The sequence below is a fragment of the Paenirhodobacter sp. CAU 1674 genome (genome assembly GCF_029222945.1).
GTDB lineage: Bacteria > Pseudomonadota > Alphaproteobacteria > Rhodobacterales > Rhodobacteraceae > Rhodobacter.
Window position 1 is genome coordinate 201,995 of the sequence record NZ_JARHUH010000005.1, and the last position, 25,257, is coordinate 227,251.

Consider the following 25,257-nt stretch of genomic DNA (forward strand, 5'->3'; position numbering starts at 1 on the left):
CAAATATCCCGCGGGGGTCCGGGGGTGCGAAACCCCCGGCCCGCGACAGGAGGCACAGGCATGAAACCCGGTTTCCTTGCGAAAAACCCCTCGGTCCTGGCCTTCCTGCTGGTGCTGGCGGTCTTTACCCTGGGCGTCACTGTCCTGTCGGATGCCTATGGCTCGGGGCTGATCTCGACCTCGATGGTCAAGACGCTCGGCAAGACGCTGTGCCTGTGCCTGATCGCCATCGCGATGGATCTGATCTGGGGCTACACCGGCATCCTCAGCCTCGGACATTTCGCCTTCTTCGGGCTGGGCGGCTATATGGTCGGCATGTGGCTGATGTTCGCGCGCACGCGCGACATCGTGCTGTCCTCGGCGGGGGGCGCCTTGCCGATGACCCCGCAGGAATTGTCGGATGCCATCGCCACCCAGATCTTCGGCGTGGTCGGCACGTCTGAACTGCCCGCAGTCTGGGCCTTCGCGGGCTCGCTGCCGGCGCAATTGGCACTGGTGGTGCTGGTGCCGGGCATCCTGGCCTTCGTCTTTGGCTGGCTGGCGTTCCACAGCCGCGTCACCGGCGTTTACCTCTCGATCCTGACCCAGGCGATGACGCTGGCGCTCTCGCTGTACCTGTTCCAGAACGACAGCGGGTTGCGCGGCAACAACGGTCTGTCGGGGCTGCAAAACATTCCGGGGCTCGAATCCGCCGGCCAGGACGCGCTTTCGGTCTGGTTCCTCTGGGCCTCGGCGCTGGCGCTGGCGCTAGGCTACATGCTGGCCAGCTTCATCGTCTCGGGCAAGTTCGGCTCGGTCATCCGCGGCATCCGCGATGACGAGGCCCGCGTGCGCTTCCTCGGCTATTCGGTCGAAAGCTACAAACTCTTCGTCTTCACGCTGACCGCGGTGATCGCGGCCATCGCGGGCGCGCTCTATTACCCGCAAGCTGGCATCATCAACCCCGCTGAAATGGCACCGATCGCCTCGATCTACCTGGCGGTCTGGGTGGCCATTGGCGGGCGCGGGCGGCTTTACGGCGCGGTCGTGGGCGCGGCCTTCGTCAGCCTGGTCTCGACCTGGTTCACCGGCGGGCGCGTGCCCGATGTGAACCTGGGCTTCTACACCATCAAATGGGTCGACTGGTGGTCGGTCCTGCTGGGGCTCAGCTTCGTTCTGGTCACGCTGTTCGCTCCCAAGGGGCTGGCCGGGCTGGTCGATCTTGTGCAGGGCCTGCGCAGCCCGCGCCGGGGCGGTACGCCGCTTGGCCCAGATGATGGCGCCTTGCAGGAACGGGAGGCGGTGGAATGAATCACCTTCTGGAAGTGTCCGGCATTTCCGTCAGTTTCGACGGGTTCCGCGCGATCAACAACCTCAGCTTTTCCATCGGCACAGCAGAGCTGCGCGCGATCATCGGGCCCAATGGCGCGGGCAAGACCACCTTCATGGACATCGTCACCGGCAAGACCCGCCCCGATGAAGGCCGCGTGATTTGGGGCGAGAAATCGACAAATCTGCTGAAACTGAACGAGGCGAAAATCGCCCGCGCCGGCATCGGCCGCAAGTTTCAGCGCCCCACCGTGTTCGAGGATCAATCAGTCGCCGAAAACCTGATGATGGCGCTGAAAGCCAATCGCGCCCCCTGGAAGGTGCTGTTCTGGCGCCCGGCCCCCGCCGATCATGCCAGGGTCGCCGCGCTGGCGGAACAGGTCGGGCTGGGTGACAGCCTCGCACGAAAATCCGGGGAACTGTCGCACGGTCAGAAACAATGGCTCGAAATCGGCATGCTGCTGGCGCAGGAGCCACGGCTGTTGCTGGTCGACGAACCCGCCGCGGGCATGACGCTGGCCGAGCGCGAGCAGACCACCGCGCTGCTGGTCGATCTGGCGCGCTCGCGCGCGGTGGTGGTCGTGGAACATGACATGGATTTTGTGCGACGACTGGGCTGCAAGGTCACGGTTCTGCATGAGGGATCGGTGCTGGCCGAAGGGTCGCTCGATCATGTGACCTCGAACCCGAAGGTCATCGAAGTTTATCTGGGGCGGTAAGATATGCTGAAAACAAAAGGGCTTACGCTCCACTATGGCGGCTCTCAGATCTTGTATGGCATCGACATGGAGGCCCGCGCGGGCGAAGTGACCTGCATCATGGGCACCAATGGCGTGGGCAAGACTTCGCTTCTAAAGGCGATTTCGGGCACCCATCCGCGTTCGGGCGGCGAGGTGGTCTTTGATGGCGAAAGCTTGGGGAAGCTGCCGCCGCAGGCAATGGCCCGGCGCGGTCTGGGCTATGTGCCGCAAGGGCGGATGATCTTTCCGCTGCTGACGGTGCAGGAAAACATGGAAACCGCCTTCGCCTGCCTGCCGCGGTCGGAACATTTCATCCCCGACGAGATCTATGAATTGTTTCCGATCCTGAAGGAATTCTTGCATCGCCGCGGCGGCGATCTGTCGGGCGGGCAGCAGCAGCAACTGGCGATTGCCCGGGCGATGCTGATGAAACCGAAGCTGCTGCTGCTGGATGAACCGACCGAAGGCATCCAGCCCAATATCATCCAGCAGATCGGCCGCGTGATCGCCTATCTGCGCGAGAAGGGCGATATGGCGATCATTCTGGTCGAGCAATATTTCGATTTCGCCCATGATCTGGGGGATCGGTTCTATGTGCTCAAGCGCGGCGCGGTGGCGATGGAGGGCACGAAGACCACGCTGACCCGCGAGGCGCTGCGCGAGGTGGTCAGCGTCTGAGGGGGCCGCCCGCTCAGCGCACCCCCAGGCCCGCCTTCATCAGCGTCTTGCGCACCGGGGCCAGGCTGTAAAGCGTGCCAAGGGCCGCCGCGCGCAGGTCGCGCAGCGGGCGCAGGCCCACCATCGAGGCACGGTTGAGCATGTCGATACCGATTTCGCGTGCCTTCACCTCGGGCCAGCGGCGGCGGTTATAGGCCGCGAGCATCGCCGGTTCGCCGATATGGGCGGGGTCTTTGTCGCACAGCCGCAGCAGGCAGGTCAGATCCGCGAGGCTCATGTTCAGCCCCTGCGCACCGATGGGCGGGATGACATGCGCGGCCTCGGCGATCAGCGCCACGCGCTGCGCGGTGAAACGTTCGGCGATCTGCGTCATCATCGGCCAGACAGAGCGCGGCGTGACCAGCGTGAGCGGCCCCAGAACGCCGGTCGAACGTTCGTTCATCGCGGCCTCGAATTCGGCCACAGGCAGGGCGGCCAGACGTTCTGCCTCGGCGCCGCGTTCCATCCAGACAATTGCAGAGGAATGCTTGCCGTCCCGGTCGGGCAGCGGCACCAGCGTGAAGGGCCCGCCCGAGCGGTGGATTTCGGTCGAAACATTGTTGTGCGGCAACGGGTGCGTGACTGCGAAGGCCAGCGCCTTCTGCCCGTAGCGTGTTGTTTTTACGGAAATTCCAGCGGCTTCGCGGATGAAGGAGTTGCGCCCATCCGCCGCCACGACCAGCCGGGCATGCACGCGTGTGCCGTCCGACAGTGTCACCTCGGCGCCCGCGTCGCGGGTCATCAGGCCGGTGGTGGCAACGCCGGGCCGGAAATCGACCAGCGGCAATTCGGCCAGACGGGCCACCATCTCACGGCGCAGCAGCCAGTTTTGCAGGTTCCAGCCGAAGGGCTCGTCCGAGATGTCGGCGGCGTTGAAATCGCGCGTCAGCCGCGCCTCGGATTTTGCACCGCCAGCGTCGATGATCCGCATGATCTGGAGCGGCGCGGCGTAGGGCGCCAGCCGTTGCCAAAGCCCCGAGGCCTCGAGCACCCCGCGCGAGGGGTGCAGGAAGGCGGTGGTGCGCATGTCGGCGCCCGCCTCATCCTCGGCGGTGACGGGCGGTGTCGGGTCGACGCAGATCGTCGTGAACCCCGCAGCCCCGAAGGCGGCGGCCGCAGTCAAGCCGGCGACACCGCCGCCGGAGATCAGGATATCGGTCTGGACAGGTTGCTCAGCCATGGGGCCCTCCGTTTGCGCGCATCTTAGCGAGGCGCGCGCAGAAGGCCAGTGCCGCGCGGTCGCAGGCTCAGCTGCCAGCGGTCAGCAGCACCAGAAACGCCAGAATCACCCAGGTCGCGCCAACCGCGGCCAGGATCAGGCCGCCCAGGCCCATGGTGGCGATCAGGCCGCCGGTGACGACGAGGATCGCGGCCACCAGCAGATACATGGTCGAGGCTTTGATTTGTTTGTGTTCGGTTTCGGTGGTGGTGGCCATAGCAGAATCTCCCGTAGCTATCTCCCAGATAGTCGGGCTGTCTTAACGGCAGATGAGGCACGTTGAAACAGTGCAGGGATTTTGCGGGTGCAGCAAATTGCCGCACTGTGTCAGCGATGCCGCAGCGCAGCCAGGAAACGGGGCAGATCGGCGGTGTGATGCTGGATATGTGCGCCGGGCGCACGGTCTGGCGCAACATGGACCGTGCGCATGCCCATTGCATGAGGCGCGGCCAGATTGCGCGGATCGTCTTCGAACATTGCGGCCTGGCGCGGGCGGATGCCAGCCTTGGCAAAGACGGTCTCGAAGGCGCGGGCATCGGGTTTGGGATGAAAATCAGCGTGCTCGACGCCATAGATTCCGTCAAACAGCCCGCTCAGCCCGCGCGCGGCCAGCACGCGTTCGGCGTAGGGCGCGCAGCCGTTGGTGTAGACGATCTTGCGCCCGGGCAATGCCGCGATGCCCGCGCGCAGCGCCGGGTCCGGGGTCAGATGATCGAGCGAGATATCGTGCACCTCGGTCAGATAGGGGCCGGGATCGACGCCGTGTTCATGCATCAGCCCGGCCAGGGTGGTGCCGTAAAGCCGCCAGTAATGATCGCGCAGGTGGTCGGCCTCGGGGCGCGCGACGCCCAGGGCCTGCATCACGAAGGCGGTCATCTTCACTTCGATCTGGTCGAACAGCCGCGCTTCGGGCGGATAAAGCGTGTTGTCGAGGTCGAAGACCCAGTCGGTGACATGTGCGAAATCTTGTGCGGGCATGGCGCGACGCTACCCCGGCGCGACGACGGGGGCAATCGGCTTTGCCGCGTATTGCCGACTTGTCAGCGCGCGGGGCGCAGCCTAGGGTTTGCGCCTTGAAGGGCAGGTCGGGACGATCCATGCAGAAAGACGCATATACGATGATCCTGGAGGCGATCGACGCGGGCACCTATCGCCCCGGCGACCGTCTGGTGGAATCGGAACTGGCCGAGCGGTTCGGCGTGTCGCGCACCCCGGTGCGCGAGGCGTTGCAGCGGCTGGAAACGCAAAGCATGCTGGCACGCGACGGCCGCTCGCTGATCGTGGCCTCGCTCGATCACAATCAGCTGGCCGAGCTGTATGTCGTGCGCACCGAGCTGGAGGCGCTGGCCGCGCGGCTGGCGGCGAAACATGCCGCCCCCGAGGAGGTGCGCGTTCTGCAGGAAATGATCGACGAGGACCGCGCGCAGATCGGCGATCCGGTGGCACTGAGCCGGGCGAACAAGCGCTTTCACAAGCAGATCCATCTGGCCTCGCACAACCGCTATCTGGTGCAGCAGCTGGACCTTGTGCATCGCTCGATGGCCCTGCTGGCGACGACTTCGCTGGCGGCTGAAGGCCGGGGCGAGACCGCGCTGGCCGAGCATCAGGCGATCGTCGATGCGATCCGGTCTGGCGACGAAGACGGCGCGGCGACAGCGCTGCGCGCGCATATCTCGAAGGCGTTCGAGACGCGGCTGAAACTCGATGCGGCAGGCGGGCGCAAGGGCCGCGGCTAGGCGCGGCCCCGGTCAGTCGATCAGCGGCGCGCGGGGGGTGCGGATCTCGGCCGGACGGGCAGGGGCCGCGGCGGCGATCGCGGGAACCAGATCCGAACTGGCACCGGGCGCGGCGATCGTGTGCAGCGCATCGAACACGCCATGCGCGGTCTTGTCCCAGTAGAACGGTTTCACGATGACCTCGTAAATCGCCTTCCACCCGGCCAGCGCCCCCAGCGGAAAATAGAAATGCAGCGTGGGCACCCAGGGCATCAGGTGGCGGTGTTCGCGCCCGCGCACCGCCCAAAGCCCGACGGTGATGTTGACCAGTTCGGTCAGCACGCAGGTGCCCAGCAGAACATATTCCAGCTCGCGCGACATGATCGCCTCGATCGGGTGCCAGATGCCGAAAGGGATCAGCCACAGGCTCCACAACACCGGGGCCAGCAGATATTGCGACAGCGCGCCGAAGATCAGCACCTGCACACCCCAGAACCGTTTCGGCCCCAACTCGCGCCACAGCCGCGCGGGGTTGCGCATATGCACCGCCCAGGTCATCGCATAGCCCTTGAGCCAGCGCGAGCGTTGCTTGACCCAGGGCAGCGTGCGGCAGTTCGCCTCTTCGCGGGTGACGCCTGCGAACAGCTCTGTCCGGTAGCCGCGGCGGGCCAGGCGGATGCCCAGATCGGCGTCTTCGGTGACGTTATGCGCATCCCAGCCGCCCAGTTCTTCCAGCGCCTCGCGGCGGAAGAACAGCGTGGTGCCACCCAAGGGCACCACAAGGCCCATGCGCGCGATCCCGGGCAGCATGGCGCGAAACCAAGCCGCGTATTCGATAGTGAAACAGCGCGCCAGCCAGTTCGTGCGCGGATTGTAATAGTCCAGAATGCCCTGCAGGCAGGCGACTTCGGGGCCGGCATCGGCGAAATGGCGTGCCATGATGTGCAGCTGTTCGGGTTCGGGCATGTCTTCGGCGTCATAGACCCCGATCACCGATCCGCGGCAGAAGTTCAGCGCATAGTTCAGCGCGCGCGGCTTGGTCTTGATCGGACCGTCCGGGACGGTCACAACCCGCATCCAGCGCGGCAGGCGGGCCCCGGCCAGTGCGTCGCGCGTGGTGTGATCGTCTTCCTCGACCACCAGCAGAATATCCAGCAACTCGCGCGGATAGTTCAGCCGCCCCAGGCGGCTGACCAGCCGCTCGGCAATGTCGCGCTCCTTGAACAGCGGCACCATGATCGACACGATGGGTAAGCGCCGCGCGGCGGTCGCGGGGGCAGGGGGCGCCCGGCGCAGCCGGGACTGGGCCCGCATTTCGGTCAGCCACGCAAGGAATTTCAACCCGATGGTGGCGACCAATGTCACCATGACCCAGGCGAACAGCAACGCAAAGACCACGATCGGCGCCATCCATAACCCCAGTGCGGTGGCCGCGATCAGCCCGAAAGCGATACGCCCTGCGGTCTGTTCGTTGCGGGTGCGGCAGCTTTGATCGGGGGCGACCTTGGCTTCGGCCCGGCGGATCAGCGCGGTCTGGCGGCGTGCGAGCAGGCTTTGATGGACATCGCGTTCCGGCGCCAGCACCATTTTATAAGGGCCGAATTCGGCAGGCAGGCTGTCGCGCAGCCGGGCGAAATGCTCGGGGCGGGCGGTGGCGATGATGGTGGTGCCGCCGATCCGGCGCCAGGGCACCATCGCCTCGCGCAGGCACAGTTCGGGGCCGAGCGCGTCGATCATCCGCGGGTCGGGCCGCTGGGCCAGCAGGTCGACCACCGCCGCATTCCACTGCCGCGCCAGGGCCGCCATCAGGTCGGCCTCGGTGACCCAGTCATGGGTCAGCAGAATGTCCCCCAGCCGCACATCCTGACGGTTGCGCAGCGCCAGCGCCTTGAGCAGGTCGCCGGGCGAGACCGCACCCATCTCGAGCAGGATCTGCCCCAGCGGCGTGCGGCCCGGACGCGGGGCGGTGCTGCGGTCCGGCGCGCCGATGCGCGGCCCGCCCGGTGCTTTCAAAAGATCAGAGAGTGCCGCTGCTGGCGCTTCGCGCTCTGGGTGCGGCACAAGTCTGAGTTGTGCTGTCTGTTTCATTCGGTCCCCAACACCGAAACTGTCCCGGGGCCGAGCATCACAGACTTAAGGTTAACAGGTGGTTAACGAAATGCGGCGCCTCCGGGTATTTGCGGGGGCGCCGCACCGCAGCTGCCTGAATTGGCGTTGTTTTTCTTGAAATCCCAGGCGAGGCCGGGGATCAGTCTGCGCGGCGGGCGCGCATCGCGTCGGCAAAACGGTCGAACAGGTAATAGCTGTCCTGCGGGCCGGGGCTCGCCTCAGGGTGGTATTGCACCGAGAACACCGGCCGATTCTCGACCCGGATACCGCAGTTCGAACCGTCGAACAGCGACACATGGGTTTCCTTGACGCCTGCGGGCAGGGTCTGGGCATCGACGGCAAACCCGTGGTTCATCGAGGTGATTTCGACCTTGCCGGTTTCCTGATCCTTCACCGGATGGTTGGCGCCGTGGTGCCCGTGGTTCATCTTGATGGTCTTGGCGCCAAGCGCCAGCGCCAGCATCTGATGGCCCAGACAGATCCCGAACACCGGCAGATCGGCGGCCAGAACGCCCTGGATCATCGGCACGGCATATTCCCCCGTGGCCGCCGGATCGCCCGGGCCGTTCGACAGGAACACGCCTTCCGGGTTCAGCGCCAGCACGTCTTCGGCGGTGGCCGATGCGGGCAGAACCGTCACGTCGCAGCCCGCCGATGCCAGGCAGCGCAGGATGTTGCGTTTCGCGCCATAGTCGATGGCCACGACTTTCAGCCCCGGTCCTTCGCGCTTGCTATAGCCTTCCGGCCAGGCCCAGCGTTTCTCGTTCCAGGTGTAGCTTTGCGCGCAGGTCACCTCTTTCGCGAGGTCGAGCCCGACAAGGCCCTTCCATTCGCGCGCCTTCTTCACCAGCGCCTCGATGTCGAACACGCCATCCGGGCTGTGGGCAATAGCGACATGCGGCGCGCCTTGCTGGCGGATCGCGCGGGTCAGGCGGCGGGTATCGACACCGCCAATGCCGATGCGGTCGTTCTTTTCCAGCCAGCGCACCAGATCGGCGGTGGCGCGCCAGTTCGACGGCTCGGTCGGGTCCCATTTCACCACCATGCCGGCCGCGCCCGGGGCGCCGGCCTCGTCATCCTCGGGGGTGACGCCGACGTTGCCGATATGCGGGAAGGTGAAGGTCACGACCTGACCGGCATAGGACGGGTCGGTCATGATTTCCTGATAGCCGGTCATCGCGGTGTTGAACACCAGTTCGGCCACCGTCACGCCGGTCGCGCCAAAGCCCTTGCCGTAGAACAACTGCCCGTCCGCCAGCGCAATCAGTGCGGTGGGCTTTTCCGATGACTGATGGTTTGCAGGCATGGTGCGACTCCCCGGGGCAAAATCTGCTGGAACCTACGGGGGCAGAGGTCCGGGGTCAAGGGGGTAAGGATTATTCCTGTAGTTCAATAATATCAATTGGTTAGCTGTATTGTGCCGGGGCGCGACTGCGGTTATTCTGTCTGCCTTGATTATATGGGGGCAAGACCATGGAGATGCGCGAGCGGATCGCCACGGCGCTGAAAGATGCGATGAAATCGAAGGATCAGGAGCGGCTGTCGACGCTGCGGCTGATCAATGCGGCCATCAAGGACCGCGAGATCGCCATGCGCGGCGCGGGCGATGGCGCCTCTGTCGGCGATGCCGAGGTGCTGGCGATCATGGGCAAAATGGTCAAGCAACGCCAGGAATCCGCGCGTGCCTATGAAGAAGGCGGGCGGCTGGAGCTGGCGGAAAAGGAACTGCGCGAGGTCAGCGTGATCGAGGAATTCCTGCCGCGCCAGCTTTCGGGCGACGAGGTCGAGGCCGCGGTCAGCGCCGCGATCGCCAAGGTCGGCGCCAGCTCGATCCGCGACATGGGCCGGGTGATGGCCGAGCTGAAGGGCAAATACACCGGCCAGATGGATTTCGGCGCGGTCGGCCCGATGGTGAAAGACAAGCTGGGCTGATGCGGCGCAAGTGACCAGTCTGAAATGCAAAACGGCGCGGGGGACCCGCGCCGTTTTCCGTTCTGTCGTCAGCGTCAGTCGAGCACTTCTGCCCATGCTGCCGCCAGGCCCGGCGTGTAGGGCGTGCGCAGGTTGTTGACCTGCCCCGGCTTGCCGAAGGACATTTTCAGCCCCAGCTGGATGCTGTTGTCTTCACCGTCATCTTCGCTGTTGGCGGTGATTTCCATGTGGCTGATCTGGGCGGTCGCGAAAAGGTTCGGACGCAGTTCGTACTCACCCCCCAAGGCGATCTTGGTGTATTCACCCCAATCGTCCTCATCCTCGAAGATGTTGGGCGAACGGCCCCATTCGCCTTCAAGGCGCATCAGCAGCCGATCACGCTGCATCGACATGCCGACCTTGCCGAAGTGCCCTTTGAACGCGGTGTCGTTCTCGTCGCCGACCATGTCAGCATAGCCATACTGACCATAGATAGCCGCACCCGGGATCAACTCGGCTTCGGCTTCGAGGCCGTAGAGCGTGCCGTTGACATAGCTGTTGTAGGTCCCGGCGTCATCGCCCTGGAACCAGTTCTTGCCGGCGAAGATGCCGACATATGCCTTCTAGCCGATCTCGCGGCCTGCGTGTAGGCCAAGCGCGGCGGCCTTGTTCGGCGCAAAGCTGTCGAAATAGGTTTCGCCGCCATCATCCCGACCCATGATCGCGAAATCCAGCGTCCCACGCCAACCACTGTAATCGGTGCCGACATAACCTTGAAGCGAACGGCTCGACACGCCGTACTTTTCGCCATCGTCGTCGGTGCTCAGAACGTGGTCGCGCCCGATTGCGAAGCCAATATCGCCATAAACATTCATCGGCATCTCTGCCGATGCGGCTGCCCCGAAGAGTGCCATAACACTTGCGGCGGTCAAAATTTTGTAAGTGGACATCCCGATTCCCCTTCTTAATGCAGGGCCACCTTATGCCTGTCGCCTGGGGGAGGCATGAGCTAATGTCGATGGACGCAGTTTCCGCAAGGGAATGTTGCTTTGTTACATCGTTCAGCGCAGCATTCTGAGTCTTGCGGCCAACTCGCCGCACAGGCGCCGCCGTTCTTCGGGCGTCAGGAAGGCGCCGAGTTCGACCACGCGGGGCCCGCCGGTCAGGGTCAGGTAATCCGGCACGGGGTGGGCCGACAGGTGGGGCGTGATCCAGTAGGGGTTGGCCTGCCAGTCCTGCGCGGGCTTGCCCGGGGCGCGGTGGCTCAGGTGGATGCGATCGTGGCTGAGTTCCAGCTCCTCGATCATCTCCCCCGAGCGATAGCTGCGTGCCAGCGCGAACCAGATCCCCCACACCGTGGCCGCCAGAAACGGCAGCAGGGCCCAAAGTATCGGCGAGCCCAGAACCGCAAGCAAGGGAAGCGCCAGAAAGGCCGCGGTGGCGCCGATGAAGGCCACGAAGCCCGACTTCGGCAGGCTGCGATAGGGCCAGAGCCGCAGCCTGACCGCGCCATCCTGCTGTTCGGACCAGTGGTAGGGCATCGGCTCTCCCGTTGTCGCTGTGCCACGATAGGGGCGCGCCCCGGCTTTGCATAGGGCGCCGCCCGCGAATGCAAAAGGCCCCGGACATCCGGGGCCTTCGCTATGGTGTCAGCGGCTCAATGTGCGTGGCTGTGGTCCCAGTCCTCGCGTTTGGGCAGCTGCTCGAACGTGTGCTCGGGCGGCGGGCAGGGCAGGGTCCATTCCAGCGTGTCGGCGTATTCGTTCCAATAGTTGTTCTGGGTCACGCGTTTGCCGTAGCGCAGGGTGTAGAACACGATCCCGATGAAGAACACGAAGGACGCGAAGGAGAGGAAGGCGCCGTAGGACGAGATCTTGTTCCAGTAGGCGAAGGCCTCGTTATAGTCGATGTAGCGGCGCGGCATGCCCTGACGGCCCAGGAAGTGCTGCGGGAAGAAGATCATGTTCGAGCCGATGAACATCATCCAGAAGTGCAGCTTGCCCGCCCATTCCGGGTATTGCCGCCCCGACATCTTGCCGATCCAGAAATAGATCCCGGCAAAGATGGCAAAAACGGCGCCAAGGCTCATCACGTAGTGGAAATGCGCCACCACGTAATAGGTGTCGTGATAGACGCGGTCCAAGGGCGCCTGAGAGAGCACGACGCCGGTGACCCCACCCACGGTGAACAGGAACAGGAAGCCGAAAGCCCAGAGCATCGGCGTCTTGAACTCGATCGAGCCGCCCCACATCGTCGCGATCCAGCTGAAGACCTTCACGCCGGTCGGCACCGCGATGACCATTGTCGCCAGCATGAAATAGCTTTGCTGGGTGAGGCTCAGGCCCACGGTGTACATGTGGTGCGCCCAGACGACGAAGCCCAGCACCCCGATCGCCACCATCGCATAGACCATCGGCAGATAGCCGAAGACCGGCTTGCGCGAGAAGGTTGCGATGACGTGGGAAATGATGCCGAAGCCCGGCAGGATGATGATGTAGACTTCTGGGTGGCCGAAGAACCACAGGATGTGCTGATACAGGATCGGATCGCCGCCGCCTTCGGGCTGGAAGAAGGTGGTGCCGAAGTTGCGGTCCATCAGCAGCATGGTGATCGCGCCCGCCAGCACCGGCAGGCTCAGCAGGATCAGCCACGAGGTGACAAAGATCGACCAGCCGAACAGCGGCACCTTGTGCATGGTCATGCCCGGCGCGCGCATGTTCAGGAAGGTGGTGATCATGTTGATCGCGCCCAGAATCGAGCTGGCGCCCGAAACGTGAACGGCGAAGATCGCCAGATCCATCGAATAGCCGCCTTCGTTGGTGGACAGCGGCGGATAAAGCACCCAGCCCACGCCCGACCCCGACTGCCCGTTGCCGCCCGGCGCCAGCAGCGAGGCGATGCCAAGCGCAACGCCCGCGACATAAAGCCAGTAGCTGAGGTTGTTCAGCCGCGGAAACGCCATGTCCGGCGCGCCGATATGCAGCGGCATGAAATAGTTGCCGAAACCGCCGAACAGCGCCGGGATCACCACGAAGAACATCATCAGCACGCCGTGATAGGTGATCATCACGTTCCACAGATGGCCGTTCGGGGTGCATTCCTGCGTGCTGTCGGCGATGAAGCGTGCGCCCTCGGCACACATGTATTGCACGCCGGGGTCCATCAGTTCGAGCCGCATGTAAACGGTGAACATCACCGAGATCAGGCCGACGACCCCCGCGGTGAACAGATAGAGTATCCCGATATCCTTATGGTTGGTGGACATGAACCAGCGGGTAAAGAACCCGCGTCCGTCATGCGCACCGCCGTGAACGGCTGCGTCCGCCATGCTTTCCTCCCTGTATCGCAGGTCGGGCTCTCCCTTCCCGGGCCTGCATAAGGAATTTCTAGAATGCAAATTTCGCCACGGCAACGATTGAAGGGCAAAACCTGCGAAAAAATGTCGCAGAGCATCCGGGCGAGGGATCGCCGGCGGGGTGGCGTAAGACGTGGCGTTGGGGTGCGTCATGAAAAAGCCCCGGCGGACGCGCGGTCCGCCGGGGCGTTTCTGGCGCGGATGCGCCGGGTATTATTCCGCCGGTTTCAGCGAAGCCAGGTAGGCCGCGATGTCGGGCTGATTCTTCTTCTGCTTGTGGGTCATGCCCGATTTCGCAGCCGGATCGCCGGTTTTCTCTTTCAGCCAGGCGGCCGGGTCGGTCATGTAGGCGGCCAGTTCAGCCTCGTCCCAGACCATCCCGCTTTCGCCAACCGATTTGATCGAATCCTTGTATTTGAACCCTTCGACCGAGCCGACATGACGGCCGACAACGCCGTAGAGGTTCGGGCCGACCTTGCCGCCCTTGACGATTTCGGTGCCGTCATCGGCGACGATCATGTGGCAGGCTTTGCATTTGCCGAATTCTTTTTCGCCGACGGCGACGTCCTGGGCGAACGAGGGGGTGGCAAGCGCCAGAGCGGCGAGGGTGGCATAAAGGCTGATCTTCATCGCTGGTTCCTTGATGTCATGTCTCGGCCCGACGGGCCGTGGGTGTTGGGCAGATAGGGCCCTCGGGGCCTTCTTACCACGGGGCAAAAGGTCGCGTTACCCCTTTTTTATGTGGCTTTTGCGACTTTCGGCTCGGAGTTGCCGAATATGCATTCAAATTCATGAATAAGAGCATTGTCAAGGTCCGCCATCGTTACCGGCAGGCCCATGTCCACAAGGCTGGTTACCCCGTGCTCGCGGATGCCGCAGGGCACGATTCCGGTAAAATGCGACAGATCCGGTTCGACATTGATCGAAATGCCATGGAAGCTGACCCAGCGGCGCAGCTTGACCCCGATCGCGGCAATCTTGTCTTCGCGCAGGGCGCCATCGGGGCCGCGCGGCTTGTCGGGGCGGGTGACCCACACGCCGACCCGGCCCTCGCGGATTTCACCGGTGACGTTGAATTCGGCCAGCGCGGCGATCACCCATTTTTCCAGGTTGCAGACGAAGCGGCGCACGTCGCGGCCGCGCTTGTTCAGATCCAGCATCACATAGGCCACGCGCTGACCCGGGCCGTGATAGGTGTATTGCCCGCCGCGCCCGGCCTCATAGACCGGAAAACGCCCGGGGTCGGTCAGGTCTTCGGGCTTGGCCGAAGTTCCCGCAGTATACAGTGGCGGATGTTCAAGCAGCCAGATCGCCTCGTCCGCTTCGCCTGCGGCGATTGCCGCGACACGGGCCTCCATGAAGGCAAGTGCCTCGTCATAGGGCACGGGCGCTTCGGCGTGAATCCATTCGACCATTGGGGCCTCCTGCGAAGTTTCTTTCGAAGTAGGTCAACAAAGCCCTTGCCTCAAGCGCGATTTGGTCGAAGACTTCACAGGGATTTGATGATGTAGGGCCGGGACTGCGCCGGACCGCCATTTTGGCGATGCACAGGCGCCTCCGGCAGGTTTGGAGGGTGATATGGCACGCAAATACCTGACATTGGGGGCGCTTGCACTGAGCGTGGCACTGATGCCCGGCACCGCTGTTTTCGCGGGGGGATCGGATATCGTGGGCGGGATCATCGGCGGGGTGATCGGCGGCGCGATCGTGAACGAGGCGAACAAGAATCGCCGCACGACGACACGCACCGTCACCAAGAAGCCCGCGGTCAGCAGCTATCAGCGCGAGCAGAACCGTGAGGTGCAGACTGCGCTGAACTATTTCGGCTATCCGGTGGGCACCCCCGACGGGGTGATCGGCGCCAAGTCGCGTGCTGCGATCAGCCAGTATCAGATGCTGCTGGGCTATCCCGCGACCGGCCAGATCACCGAGGTCGAGCGGCAGATCCTTGTCACCAGCTATCAGCGCGCAATGATCGGCGGACCTCAGGTGCAGCAAGCCGTCAGTGGGCCGCAGGGCATGCGGGGCCTGCTGCTTGCGCAGCGCGACCAGATGTATGGCACCGCGGGCGGCGCCCCGACGATGGCGGGCCAGCAGGGGATGCCGATGCCGCAGCAGGCGCCAGGCACGATGGTGATGCAACCGGGGATGCCGATGGCGGTGCCGGGCATGGTCGGCGGGGCCGCAGGCACGATGGTGATGCAGCCGGCAGCGCCCACCCCCGCGATGCCCGGGTTCGGCGCGCAGATGGCCGCGCAACCCGTGGCGCCCACACCCGCAATGCCCTCGTTCGGGGCGGGAATGGTGCCGCAGCCGGTCACGGCCAAGGCCTATTGCACGCAGGTGCAGGCCAGGACCGGCGCCAACGGCGGGCTGCAGAAGGTCGCGATGATGAGCGATCCGGCGCAGGCTCTGGGAGAGCAGTTCTGTCAGGTCTCGGCCGAGGCGCGCGAACAGGGCACGGCGCTGGTCGCGCAGATCCAGGGCTTCACCCCGGCGCAGATCTCCGAGCAATGCCGCGGTTTTGGTGCGCTGCTGGCCGATCAGGTCGCGCTGCTGACGACCACGCCGCGTGATGACATGATCGCCTCGATCCAGGGGTTCCTGGCGCAGTCGGGCATGGACGAGGCGCAGACCGCCGGCACGGCCCGGGTCTGTCTGGCGATGGGCTACGCCGATGACGAGATGCCGGTGGCGCTCGGGTCGGCGCTGGTTCTGGCGGGCACCGGAAACATGGTCTATGCCGAATTCATCGGTCACCATCTAGCGGCGGGCGTCGGCACCGAGAAACACCCCGATCTGGCGCTTGACTGGTATGAGCTGGGGTTGAACGCGCTGTCGATCGGACAAACCCCTGTCTTTGCGGCCGGTCAGCCCGATCGTGCCGCGCTGATCCACAAAGCGGCCTTCGCGCTCAACGGCCGCTCGGATGCACCGCCTGCGGCACCGACGCCGGTTGCAGCGCCGTCGCCCGGGCTTGCGGGGTTTGGCGCGGCGGCGGCCAAGCTGTTGCAAACGGGCGGGCAGGGCAGCCAGCCCTGAGGTCCGGCGGCCAGGTTTCCCGCAGGGGGCGCTGTGGCGCCCCTTGCGTATTTCCGCAGGACGCAGACGCGCCGCAAAAAGATCGCTCTGCGTGTAAAAACCCCCTTTCCTTCGAGCACCCTCTCGGATAAGACGCCGCCACCAAGCCAAGATGTGCGGTCGTGGCGGAATTGGTAGACGCGCAGCGTTGAGGTCGCTGTGGGGTAACTCCCGTGAAAGTTCGAGTCTTTTCGACCGCACCAAGACCTTCCCTAAATTGCAGCAAAACACTGCAATTTAGGGAAGCTCCTGCAAGACGCGGCGTCCTCAGCGCATCAGCTTCCTGCAAGTTCAGCCGATTTTATCCACCCAGCCATACACGTTTGACGCATGAGGTTACGCACGGTGGGGCGGTGTCCGGCTTTCGCAAACTGCCAAGCGGCGCGTCGTGCGCGGAGGTCCGTGAATGGCCAGCTCCGGGCCTTTCAACGGAACGCTTTGAGCGACCGGCGTCCGCCCAAAGCGCCCGGTCGTGCCTGGCACAGCATGTACCAAACCCCTGCCCATGGATGCCGGCCGCAGTTGATGAAACATGCGTCCAAGGGCTCCCCCGTCTGGATGCCCTGCAAATACCCGCCTTGTGATCTCGCGCCAGATGGGCGTAACTTATCGGCAGTTCATGTAGTGGAGGCGAGGAGTTCTCATGAAGCACACCAAGATTTTCACCGGCATCGCGCTTGCGTTCGGTCTGGCCGCTTCGGCCGCTGGCGCGCAGGAAATGTCGTTCTTCCGGATCGGTACGGGTGGCACTGCAGGCACTTATTACCCGATCGGCGGGCTTCTGGCCAACGCGATCTCGAACCCGCCCGGTTCGCGCCCCTGCGATCAGGGCGGCTCTTGCGGCGTTCCCGGGCTGATCGCTTCGGCGCTTTCGGCCAACGGTTCGGTTGCCAACATCAACGCCATCGCTGGCGGCTCGCTCGAGTCGGGCTTCTCGCAATCGGACGTGGCGACCTGGGCCTATACCGGCACCGGGATCTGGGAAGGCAAGCCTGCGGTCGACAAGCTGCGCGCGATCGCCAACCTCTATCCGGAAAGCATTCACCTGATCACCAGCGCCGAGTCGGGCATTTCGAGCGTCGCCGACCTCAAGGGCAAGCGTGTTTCGATGGACGAACCCGGTTCGGGCACGCTGGTCGATGCCAAGATCATCCTGGACGGCTACGGTCTGAGCGAAGCCGACATCCAGCCGGAATTCCTCAAGCCCGATCAGGCGGCCGACCGGATGCGCGATGGCGCGATGGATGCGTTCTTCTTCGTCGGCGGCTATCCGGCGGGCGCGATCTCGGAACTCGCCAGCCAGCACGCCGTCAAGCTGATCCCGATCAGCTGCGAGGAAGCGCCGAAGATCTGCGAAGAGTTCAAGTTCTTTGCGCCGGACGTCATTCCGGGCGGCACCTATGAGGGCAATGCCGACGACGTTCAGACGCTGTCGGTGGGCGCCCAGTGGGTGACCAGCGCCGATCAGCCCGAAGAGCTGATCTATCAGATCACCAAGGCGCTGTGGAACGACAACTCGCGCAAGCAGCTGGATGCGGGCCACGCCAAGGGCAAGGCGATCACCAAGGAAACCGCGCTGAACGGCGTCGGTATCCCGCTGCATCCGGGCGCCGAGAAGTTCTATAAGGAAGCCGGCCTGCTGAAATAAGCGTTCGGCATCGGTTTCGACCAGTGTCGAGAGTTCAGGGGCCGCGAAAACCATCGCGGCCCCTTTCGTTACCCACAGCGACAGGAGTTAGCAGATGACCGAGGACCGCAGCAAACCGGGCGACGGCGAAGCAATCCGCCATCTGACAGCCGACGAACTTCAGGCCATTGAAGAAGAATTCGACCCCGAGTTGAGGTTTCGCGTGCTGGCCTGGCCGCTGACCATCGCGTCGGCGGTGATCCTGTTCCTGCTGTCCTGTTATCACTATTACACCGCCGGTTTCGGCATTCCGCAGGCGACCGTGCATCGCGGCCTGCATCTGGGCGTTACGCTGCTTCTGGTGTTCCTCAGCTTCTCGGCCTTCGGCAAGAAGCAGATCACCCCGGGCTGGCGCGCGCCGCTGGGCCTGCCGCTGCTGGAATGGGGCCTGGCCATCGCCGGGATCGTCAGCGCGCTCTATGTGCCATGGATCTATGCCGAGCTTGCGTTCCGTGTCGGTAACCCGCTGCCTATCGACGTCATCATGGGCACGATCCTGATCGTCGTTCTGCTGGAAGCGGTGCGCCGGTCTATGGGCTGGCCGCTGCCGGTGATCGCGATTCTGTTCATCGCCTATGCCTATTTCGGCAAGTCGATGCCGGGGATTTTGGTGCATCCGGGCGCGAGCTGGTCGAATATTGTCAACCACCTGTATCTGACCTCGCAGGGGATCTATGGCACCGCGCTTGGCGTCATTGCGACCTATGTGTTCCACTTCGTTCTGTTCGGCGTGATGGCAACGCGGATCGGTCTGGGCCAGCTGTTCATCGACATCGCCTCTGCGTTGGCCGGGCGTTATGCGGGCGGGCCGGCGAAAGTGTCGGTGCTGTCCTCGGCGCTGCTCGGCTCGATCTCCGGCTCGTCGATTGCGAACACGGTGACCACCGGCGCCCTGACCATCCCCGCGATGATCCGCATCGGCTATCCGCGCCATTTCGCGGCGGCGGTCGAGGCGGCCGCATCGACGGGCGGGCAAATCACGCCGCCGGTCATGGGGGCGGTTGCCTTCCTGATGATCGAATATCTGGGTGTGCCGCTGACCACGATCCTGACCGCCGCGCTGGTGCCGGCCTTCATGCATTTCTTCGGCGTGCTGGTGCAGGTTCACCTTGAGGCGCGCCGTCTGGGGCTGCGCGGCCTTTCGGCCGCCGAGCTTCCCAACGCCTGGAAAGTGCTGAAAGAGGGCTGGCTCTCGGTCGTGCCTCTGGCCATTCTGGTTGCCGTGCTGCTGTCGGGGCGCACGCCGTTTGCTGCCGCGTTCTGGTCGATCACCGCCTGCATCATCGTTCTAGCGATCCAGCAGATTCAGGCATCGGGCATTGCCAACGGCCTGAAGGCCACGGCGCATGGTGTTTTCGAAGGCTTCATCCTGGGCGCCAAGCAATCGCTTTCGGTGACGGCCGCTGCTGCGCTGGTCGGTGTTGTGATCGGTGTCGTGACCCTGACCGGCGTCGGCTTCAAGATCGCCTATATGGTGACCTCGATCGCGCAGGGCTGGGCGATGTCGCTGCATGACACGCTGGCGGTGCTGCCGTTCGAGCTGATGACGGTGCCGTCGCTGACGCTGCTGTTCACGCTGATCCTGACGGCGGTGGTCTGCATCCTGATGGGCTGCGGCATTCCGACGACGGCGAACTATATCATCATGGTCGCCGTTGCGGCGCCGATCCTGGGCATGCTGGGCGTGCAACCGATGGTCGCGCATTACTTCGTGTTCTACTACGGGGTGCTGGCGGATGTGACGCCGCCGGTTGCGATGGCGGCCTATGCGGGCGCCGGGATCGCCGGGGCGAATGCGTTCAAGGCGGGCAACACGGCCTTCCGGCTGAGCATGGGCAAGGCGCTGGTGCCCTTTGTCTTTGCCTTCCAGCCCGCGCTGCTTCTGGTGACCGACGGGTTCACCTGGCAGGCCTTTGCGCTTGCCTTCAGCGGCGCCACGCTCGGGATCTGGATTCTGGCCTCGGCGGTGTCCAGCTGGCTTTTCGCGCCGCTTTACTGGTTCGAGCGCATCGTTCTGGTCATCGCGGCGCTGTTGCTGGTGGCACCGAACCTGATGGCCAGCATGGTCGGGCTGTTGCTTGTCGCACCGATTGCGATGCGTCAGTTGCTGACAGGCCGGCAGGGCGGTGCCCCGGCTTGAGGGGCGTTTGCGCGCTCGACGAGAACGTGTTTCCGAAAGACGTGCCCCGGGCTTCCCCGGGGCACGTTTTTTCATTGCTGTGTGCGTGATCCGATCTTGGCCCCGCGTCATGCATTGCTGCGGACGGGCGGCCCGGAACGGAACGCTTCGGGCCCTGCCTGCGGGCGTTTTCCTGGCCGGATGATTCGGTGCGGTGGATGCGGATCACAGCCCATCCAGCCCCTTCCCCCGCGCGGATGGGCTTGATTCCCGTCGGGCGGCTCTGTGCCCCTCGAATCCACCCCATGTTGACGTGGCGACAGATCCTTCATTCTGCATGTGCGAAGTGGTCGCTGCTTGCACATTTTAGGACGTTTTCTGACCGTTTCATGCCCGAAACGGTGGCAGTGTAGCCACTGTGACAGCGCTGTGAATTTGCGGTTGAACTCTGCAGGACCAATTGCTTTAGTCACAAACACGGGAGCTAACGAAGAAGAAAATCACGGGGAGCCCGCTTTGACGATTTCTGAAACCGACAAGTCTTTTGTCGTTTTTGACCATGTGCAGAAAAGCTACGACGGCGAAACACTGGTCGTAAAAGATCTGAATCTGTCCATCGGCAAAGGCGAATTCTTGACCATGCTGGGGCCCTCGGGCTCGGGCAAGACCACCTGCCTGATGATGCTGGCGGGGTTTGAAACCGCGACGCATGGCGAAATCCGGCTGGGTGGGCGCAACATCAACATGGTGCCGCCGCACAAGCGCGGGATCGGCATGGTGTTCCAGAACTACGCGCTGTTTCCGCATATGTCGGTGGCCGAAAACCTTGCCTTCCCGCTGGAAGTGCGCGGAATGGGCAAATCCGAGCGCGAGGCCAAGGTCATGCGCGCGCTGGACATGGTGCAGATGGGCGCCTTTGCCAACCGCCGCCCGGCGCAGCTTTCGGGCGGTCAGCAGCAGCGGATCGCGCTGGCCCGCGCGCTGGTGTTCGACCCCGAGCTGGTCTTGATGGACGAACCGCTGGGCGCGCTGGACAAGCAGCTGCGTGAACACATGCAGTTCGAGATCAAGGCGCTGCACGAACGGCTGGGTATCACCGTGGTCTATGTGACCCACGACCAGGGCGAGGCGCTGACGATGTCGGACCGCGTCGCGGTGTTCAACGATGGCCGCATTCAGCAGCTGGCGCCGCCGGATGAGCTGTATGAACGCCCGAAGAACAGCTTCGTGGCGCAGTTCATCGGCGAGAACAACAAACTGCCGGGCACTGTCGAGGAATATTCGGACGACAAGTGTCTCGTGCGGCTGGCCACGGGCGAGCTGATCGACGCGACGCCCGTCAATATCCGCAAGAAGGGGCAAGAGACGCTGGTCTCGATCCGTCCCGAGCGGATCGAATTCAAGCCCGAAATGATGCCTCCGGGCGCGCATATGATCTCGGCCGAAGTGCTGGAAGTGATCTATATGGGCGACATTTTCCGCACCCGGATGCGGGTTGCGGGCTCTGAGGACTTCGTGATGAAGTCGCGCAACACGCTGGGTCAGACCAAGCTGCACCCCGGCGAGACGATCAAGATCGGCTGGCATCCGCAGGATGCGCGCGCACTCGATCCGATGTAAGATCTGGGCAGGCGGGTCCGTCCCGCCTATCCCCCCGCTGCGAGATCCGCGGCCAAAATGACGTAAAGTCAAACGGCGTTAAGCCAATATAACAACACGGGAGTATACACATGAATAAACTGTTGACCCTGACCACCGCTCTGGTCGCCGTGGGCGCTGCCGCCTCGGCCGAAGAAATCAGCGTGGTCTCGTGGGGCGGCGCCTACACGGTGTCGCAGGTCGAGGCTTATCACAAGCCCTTTACCGAAATGACTGGCATCAAGGTCGTTTCGATCGACGCCGACAACCCGGCCTCGCCGCTGAAAGCGCAGGTCGAGGCGGGCAACGTCACCATCGACCTGGCCGACGTGGAACTGTCGGATGCGATCCGTCTGTGCGACGAGGGCCTGCTGGAAGAAATCGACCCGGCGATGCTGCCGCCGGCGCCCGATGGCACCCCCGCCACCGAAGACTTCGTGCCGGGCGCGATCCAGGATTGTGCCGTGGCGAACATCGTCTGGGGCACCGTGATCGCCTATGACACCACCAAGTTCAGCGGCGAGCAGCCCTCGACCCTGGCCGATTTCTTCGATCTGGAGAAATTCCCGGGCAAGCGCGGTCTGCTGAAATCGGCGAAACGCTCGATGGAAATGGCGCTGGTTGCCGATGGCGTGTCGCCCGACGAGGTGTATGACGTGCTGGGCACCGAAGAGGGTGTGGCCCGCGCGCTGGCCAAGCTCGACACGATCAAGGATTCGACCGTGTGGTGGGAAGCCGGGGCACAGCCGCCGCAGCTGCTGGCCGATGGCGAAGTCGTGATGTCGACCGGCTACAACGGCCGTTTCTTCAACGCGATGGTGGCTGAAGGCAAACCCTTCGCGATCATCTGGGACGGCGAATACATGGATTATGACCTGTGGGTCATTCCGAAAGGCGCCCCGAACGTCGAAGGTGCGAAGAAATTCCTCGCCTTCTCGACCGACACCCAGCGTCTGGCGGATCAGGCGAAGTACATCGCCTATGGTCCGGCGCGGAAATCCTCGGCCGCTCTGATCGGCATGTATCAGGACGGCAAGACCGAGATGGCGCCGCATATGCCGACCAACCCGGACAACATGATCAACCCGATCTGGACCGACCCGACCTTCTGGGCCGACCATGACGTCGAACTGAGCGAGAAGTTCAACGCCTGGCTCGCCAGCTGATCTGACGGGCAGGGGGCCTGACCGGCCCCCTGCCACTTCACCCGATCCGACCCGGGGCCTTGTGCGGCCCGACCTGCAGCCATGACATGCGCGGGACATGGGCGATATTTTCCGATGGGGAACCGAATGACCGACGCAACCGCCCAGTTGACCACCGCAGACGGCAAGCCGCTCAAGGCCGCGCTGGCCGCTTCGCTTGCGCGTTCGCGCAGGCGCGCCTTCCTGCTGGTTGCACCGCTCTTTCTGTTCGTGCTGATTACCTTCGTCGTGCCGATCGGCCAGATGCTGATGCAATCGGTCTATAACGACACGTTTTCCACCGCCGCGCCCGCTTTGGGCAAATGGTTCGACGAACACCCGCCGGGTTCGGAAATCGACGAAAGCGCCTATGCCGCGCTGGCGTCCGATCTGAAGCTGATGAAGGAACAGAAGACCTCGGGCTCTGCCGGCACGCGGATCAACTATGACATTTCCGGGTCGCGTTCGATGTTCACCGGCACCGCGCGCAAGGCCGACAAGTTCGAACCGCCCTACAAAGAGGCGATCCTGAGCGTCGAGAAGAAATGGGACAACCCGAACATCTGGCGCGCGATGCGCTCGGCCAGCTCGCCCCTGACGATCGACTTCTACCTCGCCGCACTGGACATGACCCGCGACGACACCGGCAATATCGTCAGCGTGCCCGAGGGGCAGGCCGTCTACAAGATGCTGTTCGGCCGCACCATGATGCTGTCGCTGGCGATCACCGTGATCTGCATGTTCGTGGCCTTCCCGATCGCGCATCTGCTGGCAACCTTGCCGCTGGCGAAATCGAACCTGCTGATGATCCTGGTGCTGCTGCCGTTCTGGACCTCGCTGCTGGTGCGCACGACCTCGTGGATGGTGCTGCTGCAAAGTCAGGGTGTGCTCAACGATCTGCTGGTCTGGCTGGGGATCATCGGCGACGATGGCCGCATTCAGATGATGTATAACCGCACCGGCACGCTGGTCGCGATGACGCACATCCTGCTGCCGTTCATGGTGCTGCCGCTCTATTCCGTGATGCGGACCATTCCGCCGGCCTATGTCCGGGCGGCCCGCTCGCTGGGCGCCAACAGCTTTGTCGCCTTCTACCGGGTCTATCTGCCGCAGACCCTGCCGGGGATCGGTGCCGGGGCGCTGTTGGTCTTCATCCTGGCGGTCGGCTATTACATCACCCCCGCGCTGGTCGGCGGTGCCGATGGTCAGCTGATCTCGAACCTGATCGCCTTCCACATGCAGAAATCGCTGAACTGGTCGCTGGCCGCGGCTTTGGCGGCGCTGCTGCTGGCCGGAATTCTGGCTCTTTACTGGCTCTACGACCGGATCGTGGGCATCGACAACATGAAGCTGGGCTGAGCCTGCGCGCGCAACCCTGGTGACAATATCCCGGTGGTTTTGGGGCCCTGCGCCCCGACCCCTGGCGGAAAGGAAAACGGAACATGGCGCTTCCTGCCTATGCAAGCCCGCTGGAACGGATCTGGCATTACACCTATCTGACGCTGTGCGTGCTGATCTTTCTGTTCCTGATCGCACCGATCCTGATCGTGATCCCGCTCAGCTTCAACGCCGAGCCCTATTTCACCTTCACCGAGAAGATGCTGACCTTCGACCCCGAGGGCTACAGCCTGCGCTGGTATGACAGCCTGCTGACCTTCGGCATGCTCAACCCCGAAGCGCCGCGCGACGGGGCGTGGTGGCTTGATTTCTGGCAGAACGCGCAGTGGATGCAGGTGACCAAGCATTCGATCATCATCGGCTTCTTCTCGACGCTGGTGGCAACCGTGCTGGGCACGCTGGCCGCCCTTGGCCTGTCGCGCCCGGAAATGCCCTTTCGCCGGGCGGTGATGGCGGTGCTGATCTCGCCGATGATCGTGCCGATCATCATCACCGCGACGGGGCTGTTCTTCTTCTATTCGAAGACCGGGCTGGCCAATTCATACCCGGGGATCATCCTGGCGCATGCCACGCTGGGCATTCCCTTCGTGATCATCACCGTGACCGCCACGCTGGTGGGCTTTGACAGCTCGCTCAGCCGCGCCGCCGCCAGTCTGGGGGCCAACCCGCGCACCACGTTCTTCAAGGTGGTGATGCCGCTGATCCTGCCGGGAGTGATCTCGGGGGCGCTGTTCGCTTTCGTCACCTCGTTCGACGAGGTGGTGGTGGTGCTGTTCGTGGCCGACCACAGCCAGCAGACGATCCCGCGGCAGATGTGGAACGGTATCCGCGAACAGATCAGCCCGGCCATTCTGGCGGTGGCGACGATCCTGGTGATCATCTCGATCGCGCTGCTGACCACGGTCGAACTGCTGCGCCGCCGTTCGGAGCGGTTGCGGGGCGTCAGCCCGCGCTAAGGCGCCCGGCACCATGCAAGAACAAAAAAGGGGGGCGCTGCCCCCCTCTTTGCTGCGCAAATTCACCCCCCGGGATATTTGTCCCAAGGTGAAATTGTGGCTTTCATCTTGGCATAAATA

22 protein-coding genes, 1 tRNA gene and 1 pseudogene are annotated in these 25,257 nt (G+C 63.8%); 13 read left to right on the forward strand and 11 right to left on the reverse strand.

The window, feature by feature from the left end:
* Nucleotides 1-60 precede the first annotated feature (60 nt).
* The 3 genes from urtC to urtE are packed head-to-tail and all read left to right on the forward strand — an operon-like array spanning nt 61 to nt 2,726.
* Complete coding sequence (gene urtC / locus P2G62_RS09200; protein WP_275734587.1) at nt 61-1,290, forward strand: urea ABC transporter permease subunit UrtC; 1,230 nt, start codon at nt 61-63, stop codon at nt 1,288-1,290.
* On the forward strand, nt 1,287-2,027 hold the full coding sequence (gene urtD / locus P2G62_RS09205; RefSeq protein WP_275734588.1) for an urea ABC transporter ATP-binding protein UrtD: 741 nt from the start codon (nt 1,287-1,289) through the stop codon (nt 2,025-2,027). The genes urtC and urtD overlap by 4 nt, the downstream gene beginning before the upstream one ends.
* A 3-nt stretch (nt 2,028-2,030) precedes the next feature.
* The gene (gene urtE, locus P2G62_RS09210; RefSeq protein ID WP_275734589.1) at nt 2,031-2,726 is read left to right on the forward strand and encodes an urea ABC transporter ATP-binding subunit UrtE; all 696 of its coding nucleotides are present in this window, start codon (nt 2,031-2,033) and stop codon (nt 2,724-2,726) included.
* A 13-nt stretch (nt 2,727-2,739) separates the two neighbouring features.
* Here the strand turns inward: urtE and P2G62_RS09215 are convergent, their stop codons facing one another.
* From P2G62_RS09215 to P2G62_RS09225, 3 genes are all read right to left on the reverse strand, one after another.
* The gene (locus P2G62_RS09215; RefSeq protein ID WP_275734590.1) at nt 2,740-3,945 is read right to left on the reverse strand and encodes a UbiH/UbiF family hydroxylase; all 1,206 of its coding nucleotides are present in this window, start codon (nt 3,943-3,945) and stop codon (nt 2,740-2,742) included.
* Between the two features lie 67 nt (nt 3,946-4,012).
* Nucleotides 4,013-4,201, reverse strand: a complete 189-nt coding sequence (locus P2G62_RS09220; RefSeq protein ID WP_275734591.1) for a hypothetical protein — start codon at nt 4,199-4,201, stop codon at nt 4,013-4,015.
* Between the two features lie 110 nt (nt 4,202-4,311).
* Nucleotides 4,312-4,962 (reverse strand): pyrimidine 5'-nucleotidase, encoded by a 651-nt coding sequence (locus P2G62_RS09225; RefSeq protein ID WP_275734592.1) that lies wholly within the window; start codon nt 4,960-4,962, stop codon nt 4,312-4,314.
* Nucleotides 4,963-5,081: 119 nt separating this feature from the next.
* Here P2G62_RS09225 and P2G62_RS09230 point away from each other — a divergent pair, with 119 nt between their 5' ends.
* Nucleotides 5,082-5,720, forward strand: a complete 639-nt coding sequence (locus P2G62_RS09230) for a GntR family transcriptional regulator (protein ID WP_275734593.1) — start codon at nt 5,082-5,084, stop codon at nt 5,718-5,720.
* A 12-nt stretch (nt 5,721-5,732) separates the two neighbouring features.
* Here P2G62_RS09230 and P2G62_RS09235 read toward each other — a convergent pair whose 3' ends face one another.
* On the reverse strand, nt 5,733-7,787 hold the full coding sequence (locus P2G62_RS09235; protein WP_275734594.1) for a glycosyltransferase family 2 protein: 2,055 nt from the start codon (nt 7,785-7,787) through the stop codon (nt 5,733-5,735).
* A gap of 160 nt (nt 7,788-7,947) precedes the next feature.
* Nucleotides 7,948-9,114: a glutamine-hydrolyzing carbamoyl-phosphate synthase small subunit gene (carA, locus tag P2G62_RS09240; protein WP_275734595.1), complete on the reverse strand. Its 1,167-nt coding sequence runs from the start codon at nt 9,112-9,114 to the stop codon at nt 7,948-7,950.
* A gap of 167 nt (nt 9,115-9,281) precedes the next feature.
* Between carA and P2G62_RS09245 the strand changes: the two genes are divergently transcribed.
* The gene (locus P2G62_RS09245) at nt 9,282-9,740 is read left to right on the forward strand and encodes a GatB/YqeY domain-containing protein (protein ID WP_275734596.1); all 459 of its coding nucleotides are present in this window, start codon (nt 9,282-9,284) and stop codon (nt 9,738-9,740) included.
* Between the two features lie 74 nt (nt 9,741-9,814).
* Here P2G62_RS09245 and P2G62_RS09250 read toward each other — a convergent pair whose 3' ends face one another.
* From P2G62_RS09250 to lipB, 6 genes and pseudogenes are all read right to left on the reverse strand, one after another.
* Nucleotides 9,815-10,186: a hypothetical protein gene (locus tag P2G62_RS09250; protein ID WP_275734597.1), complete on the reverse strand. Its 372-nt coding sequence runs from the start codon at nt 10,184-10,186 to the stop codon at nt 9,815-9,817.
* 156 nt (nt 10,187-10,342) lie between these two features.
* The gene (locus tag P2G62_RS09255; protein ID WP_275734598.1) at nt 10,343-10,669 is read right to left on the reverse strand and encodes a hypothetical protein; all 327 of its coding nucleotides are present in this window, start codon (nt 10,667-10,669) and stop codon (nt 10,343-10,345) included.
* A 111-nt stretch (nt 10,670-10,780) separates the two neighbouring features.
* On the reverse strand, nt 10,781-11,260 hold the full coding sequence (locus P2G62_RS09260) for a DUF2244 domain-containing protein (protein ID WP_275734599.1): 480 nt from the start codon (nt 11,258-11,260) through the stop codon (nt 10,781-10,783).
* Between the two features lie 116 nt (nt 11,261-11,376).
* Nucleotides 11,377-13,047 carry a cytochrome c oxidase subunit I gene (gene ctaD, locus P2G62_RS09265; protein WP_275734600.1) on the reverse strand — a complete coding sequence of 557 codons (1,671 nt, stop codon included), beginning with the start codon at nt 13,045-13,047 and terminating at the stop codon, nt 11,377-11,379.
* 240 nt (nt 13,048-13,287) lie between these two features.
* Nucleotides 13,288-13,704, reverse strand: a complete 417-nt coding sequence (locus P2G62_RS09270) for a cytochrome C (protein ID WP_275734601.1) — start codon at nt 13,702-13,704, stop codon at nt 13,288-13,290.
* Nucleotides 13,705-13,811: 107 nt separating this feature from the next.
* Nucleotides 13,812-14,498 (reverse strand): annotated as a pseudogene (gene lipB, locus P2G62_RS09275) (lipoyl(octanoyl) transferase LipB); the annotation flags it as partial.
* Between the two features lie 154 nt (nt 14,499-14,652).
* On the opposite strand from lipB, the gene P2G62_RS09280 reads away from it, so the two are divergent.
* The 8 genes from P2G62_RS09280 to P2G62_RS09315 all read left to right on the forward strand — a co-directional run bounded on the left by P2G62_RS09280 (nt 14,653) and on the right by P2G62_RS09315 (nt 25,137).
* Entirely contained in the window at nt 14,653-16,116 is a 1,464-nt protein-coding gene (locus tag P2G62_RS09280) for a peptidoglycan-binding protein (protein WP_275734602.1), read from the forward strand.
* A gap of 155 nt (nt 16,117-16,271) precedes the next feature.
* Nucleotides 16,272-16,358: transfer RNA gene (locus P2G62_RS09285), tRNA-Leu, on the forward strand.
* A gap of 440 nt (nt 16,359-16,798) precedes the next feature.
* Nucleotides 16,799-17,803: a TAXI family TRAP transporter solute-binding subunit gene (locus P2G62_RS09290; RefSeq protein ID WP_275734603.1), complete on the forward strand. Its 1,005-nt coding sequence runs from the start codon at nt 16,799-16,801 to the stop codon at nt 17,801-17,803.
* Nucleotides 17,804-17,897: 94 nt separating this feature from the next.
* A complete protein-coding gene (locus tag P2G62_RS09295; RefSeq protein WP_275734604.1) occupies nt 17,898-19,982 on the forward strand; it encodes a TRAP transporter permease in 2,085 nt (694 codons plus the stop codon).
* A 495-nt stretch (nt 19,983-20,477) separates the two neighbouring features.
* Nucleotides 20,478-21,581 carry an ABC transporter ATP-binding protein gene (locus tag P2G62_RS09300; protein ID WP_275734605.1) on the forward strand — a complete coding sequence of 368 codons (1,104 nt, stop codon included), beginning with the start codon at nt 20,478-20,480 and terminating at the stop codon, nt 21,579-21,581.
* Nucleotides 21,582-21,691: 110 nt separating this feature from the next.
* A complete protein-coding gene (locus P2G62_RS09305; protein WP_275734606.1) occupies nt 21,692-22,765 on the forward strand; it encodes an ABC transporter substrate-binding protein in 1,074 nt (357 codons plus the stop codon).
* A 126-nt stretch (nt 22,766-22,891) separates the two neighbouring features.
* Nucleotides 22,892-24,142, forward strand: a complete 1,251-nt coding sequence (locus tag P2G62_RS09310) for an ABC transporter permease (protein ID WP_275734607.1) — start codon at nt 22,892-22,894, stop codon at nt 24,140-24,142.
* An 83-nt stretch (nt 24,143-24,225) separates the two neighbouring features.
* Nucleotides 24,226-25,137, forward strand: a complete 912-nt coding sequence (locus P2G62_RS09315; protein WP_275734608.1) for an ABC transporter permease — start codon at nt 24,226-24,228, stop codon at nt 25,135-25,137.
* Nucleotides 25,138-25,257: the final 120 nt, after the last annotated feature.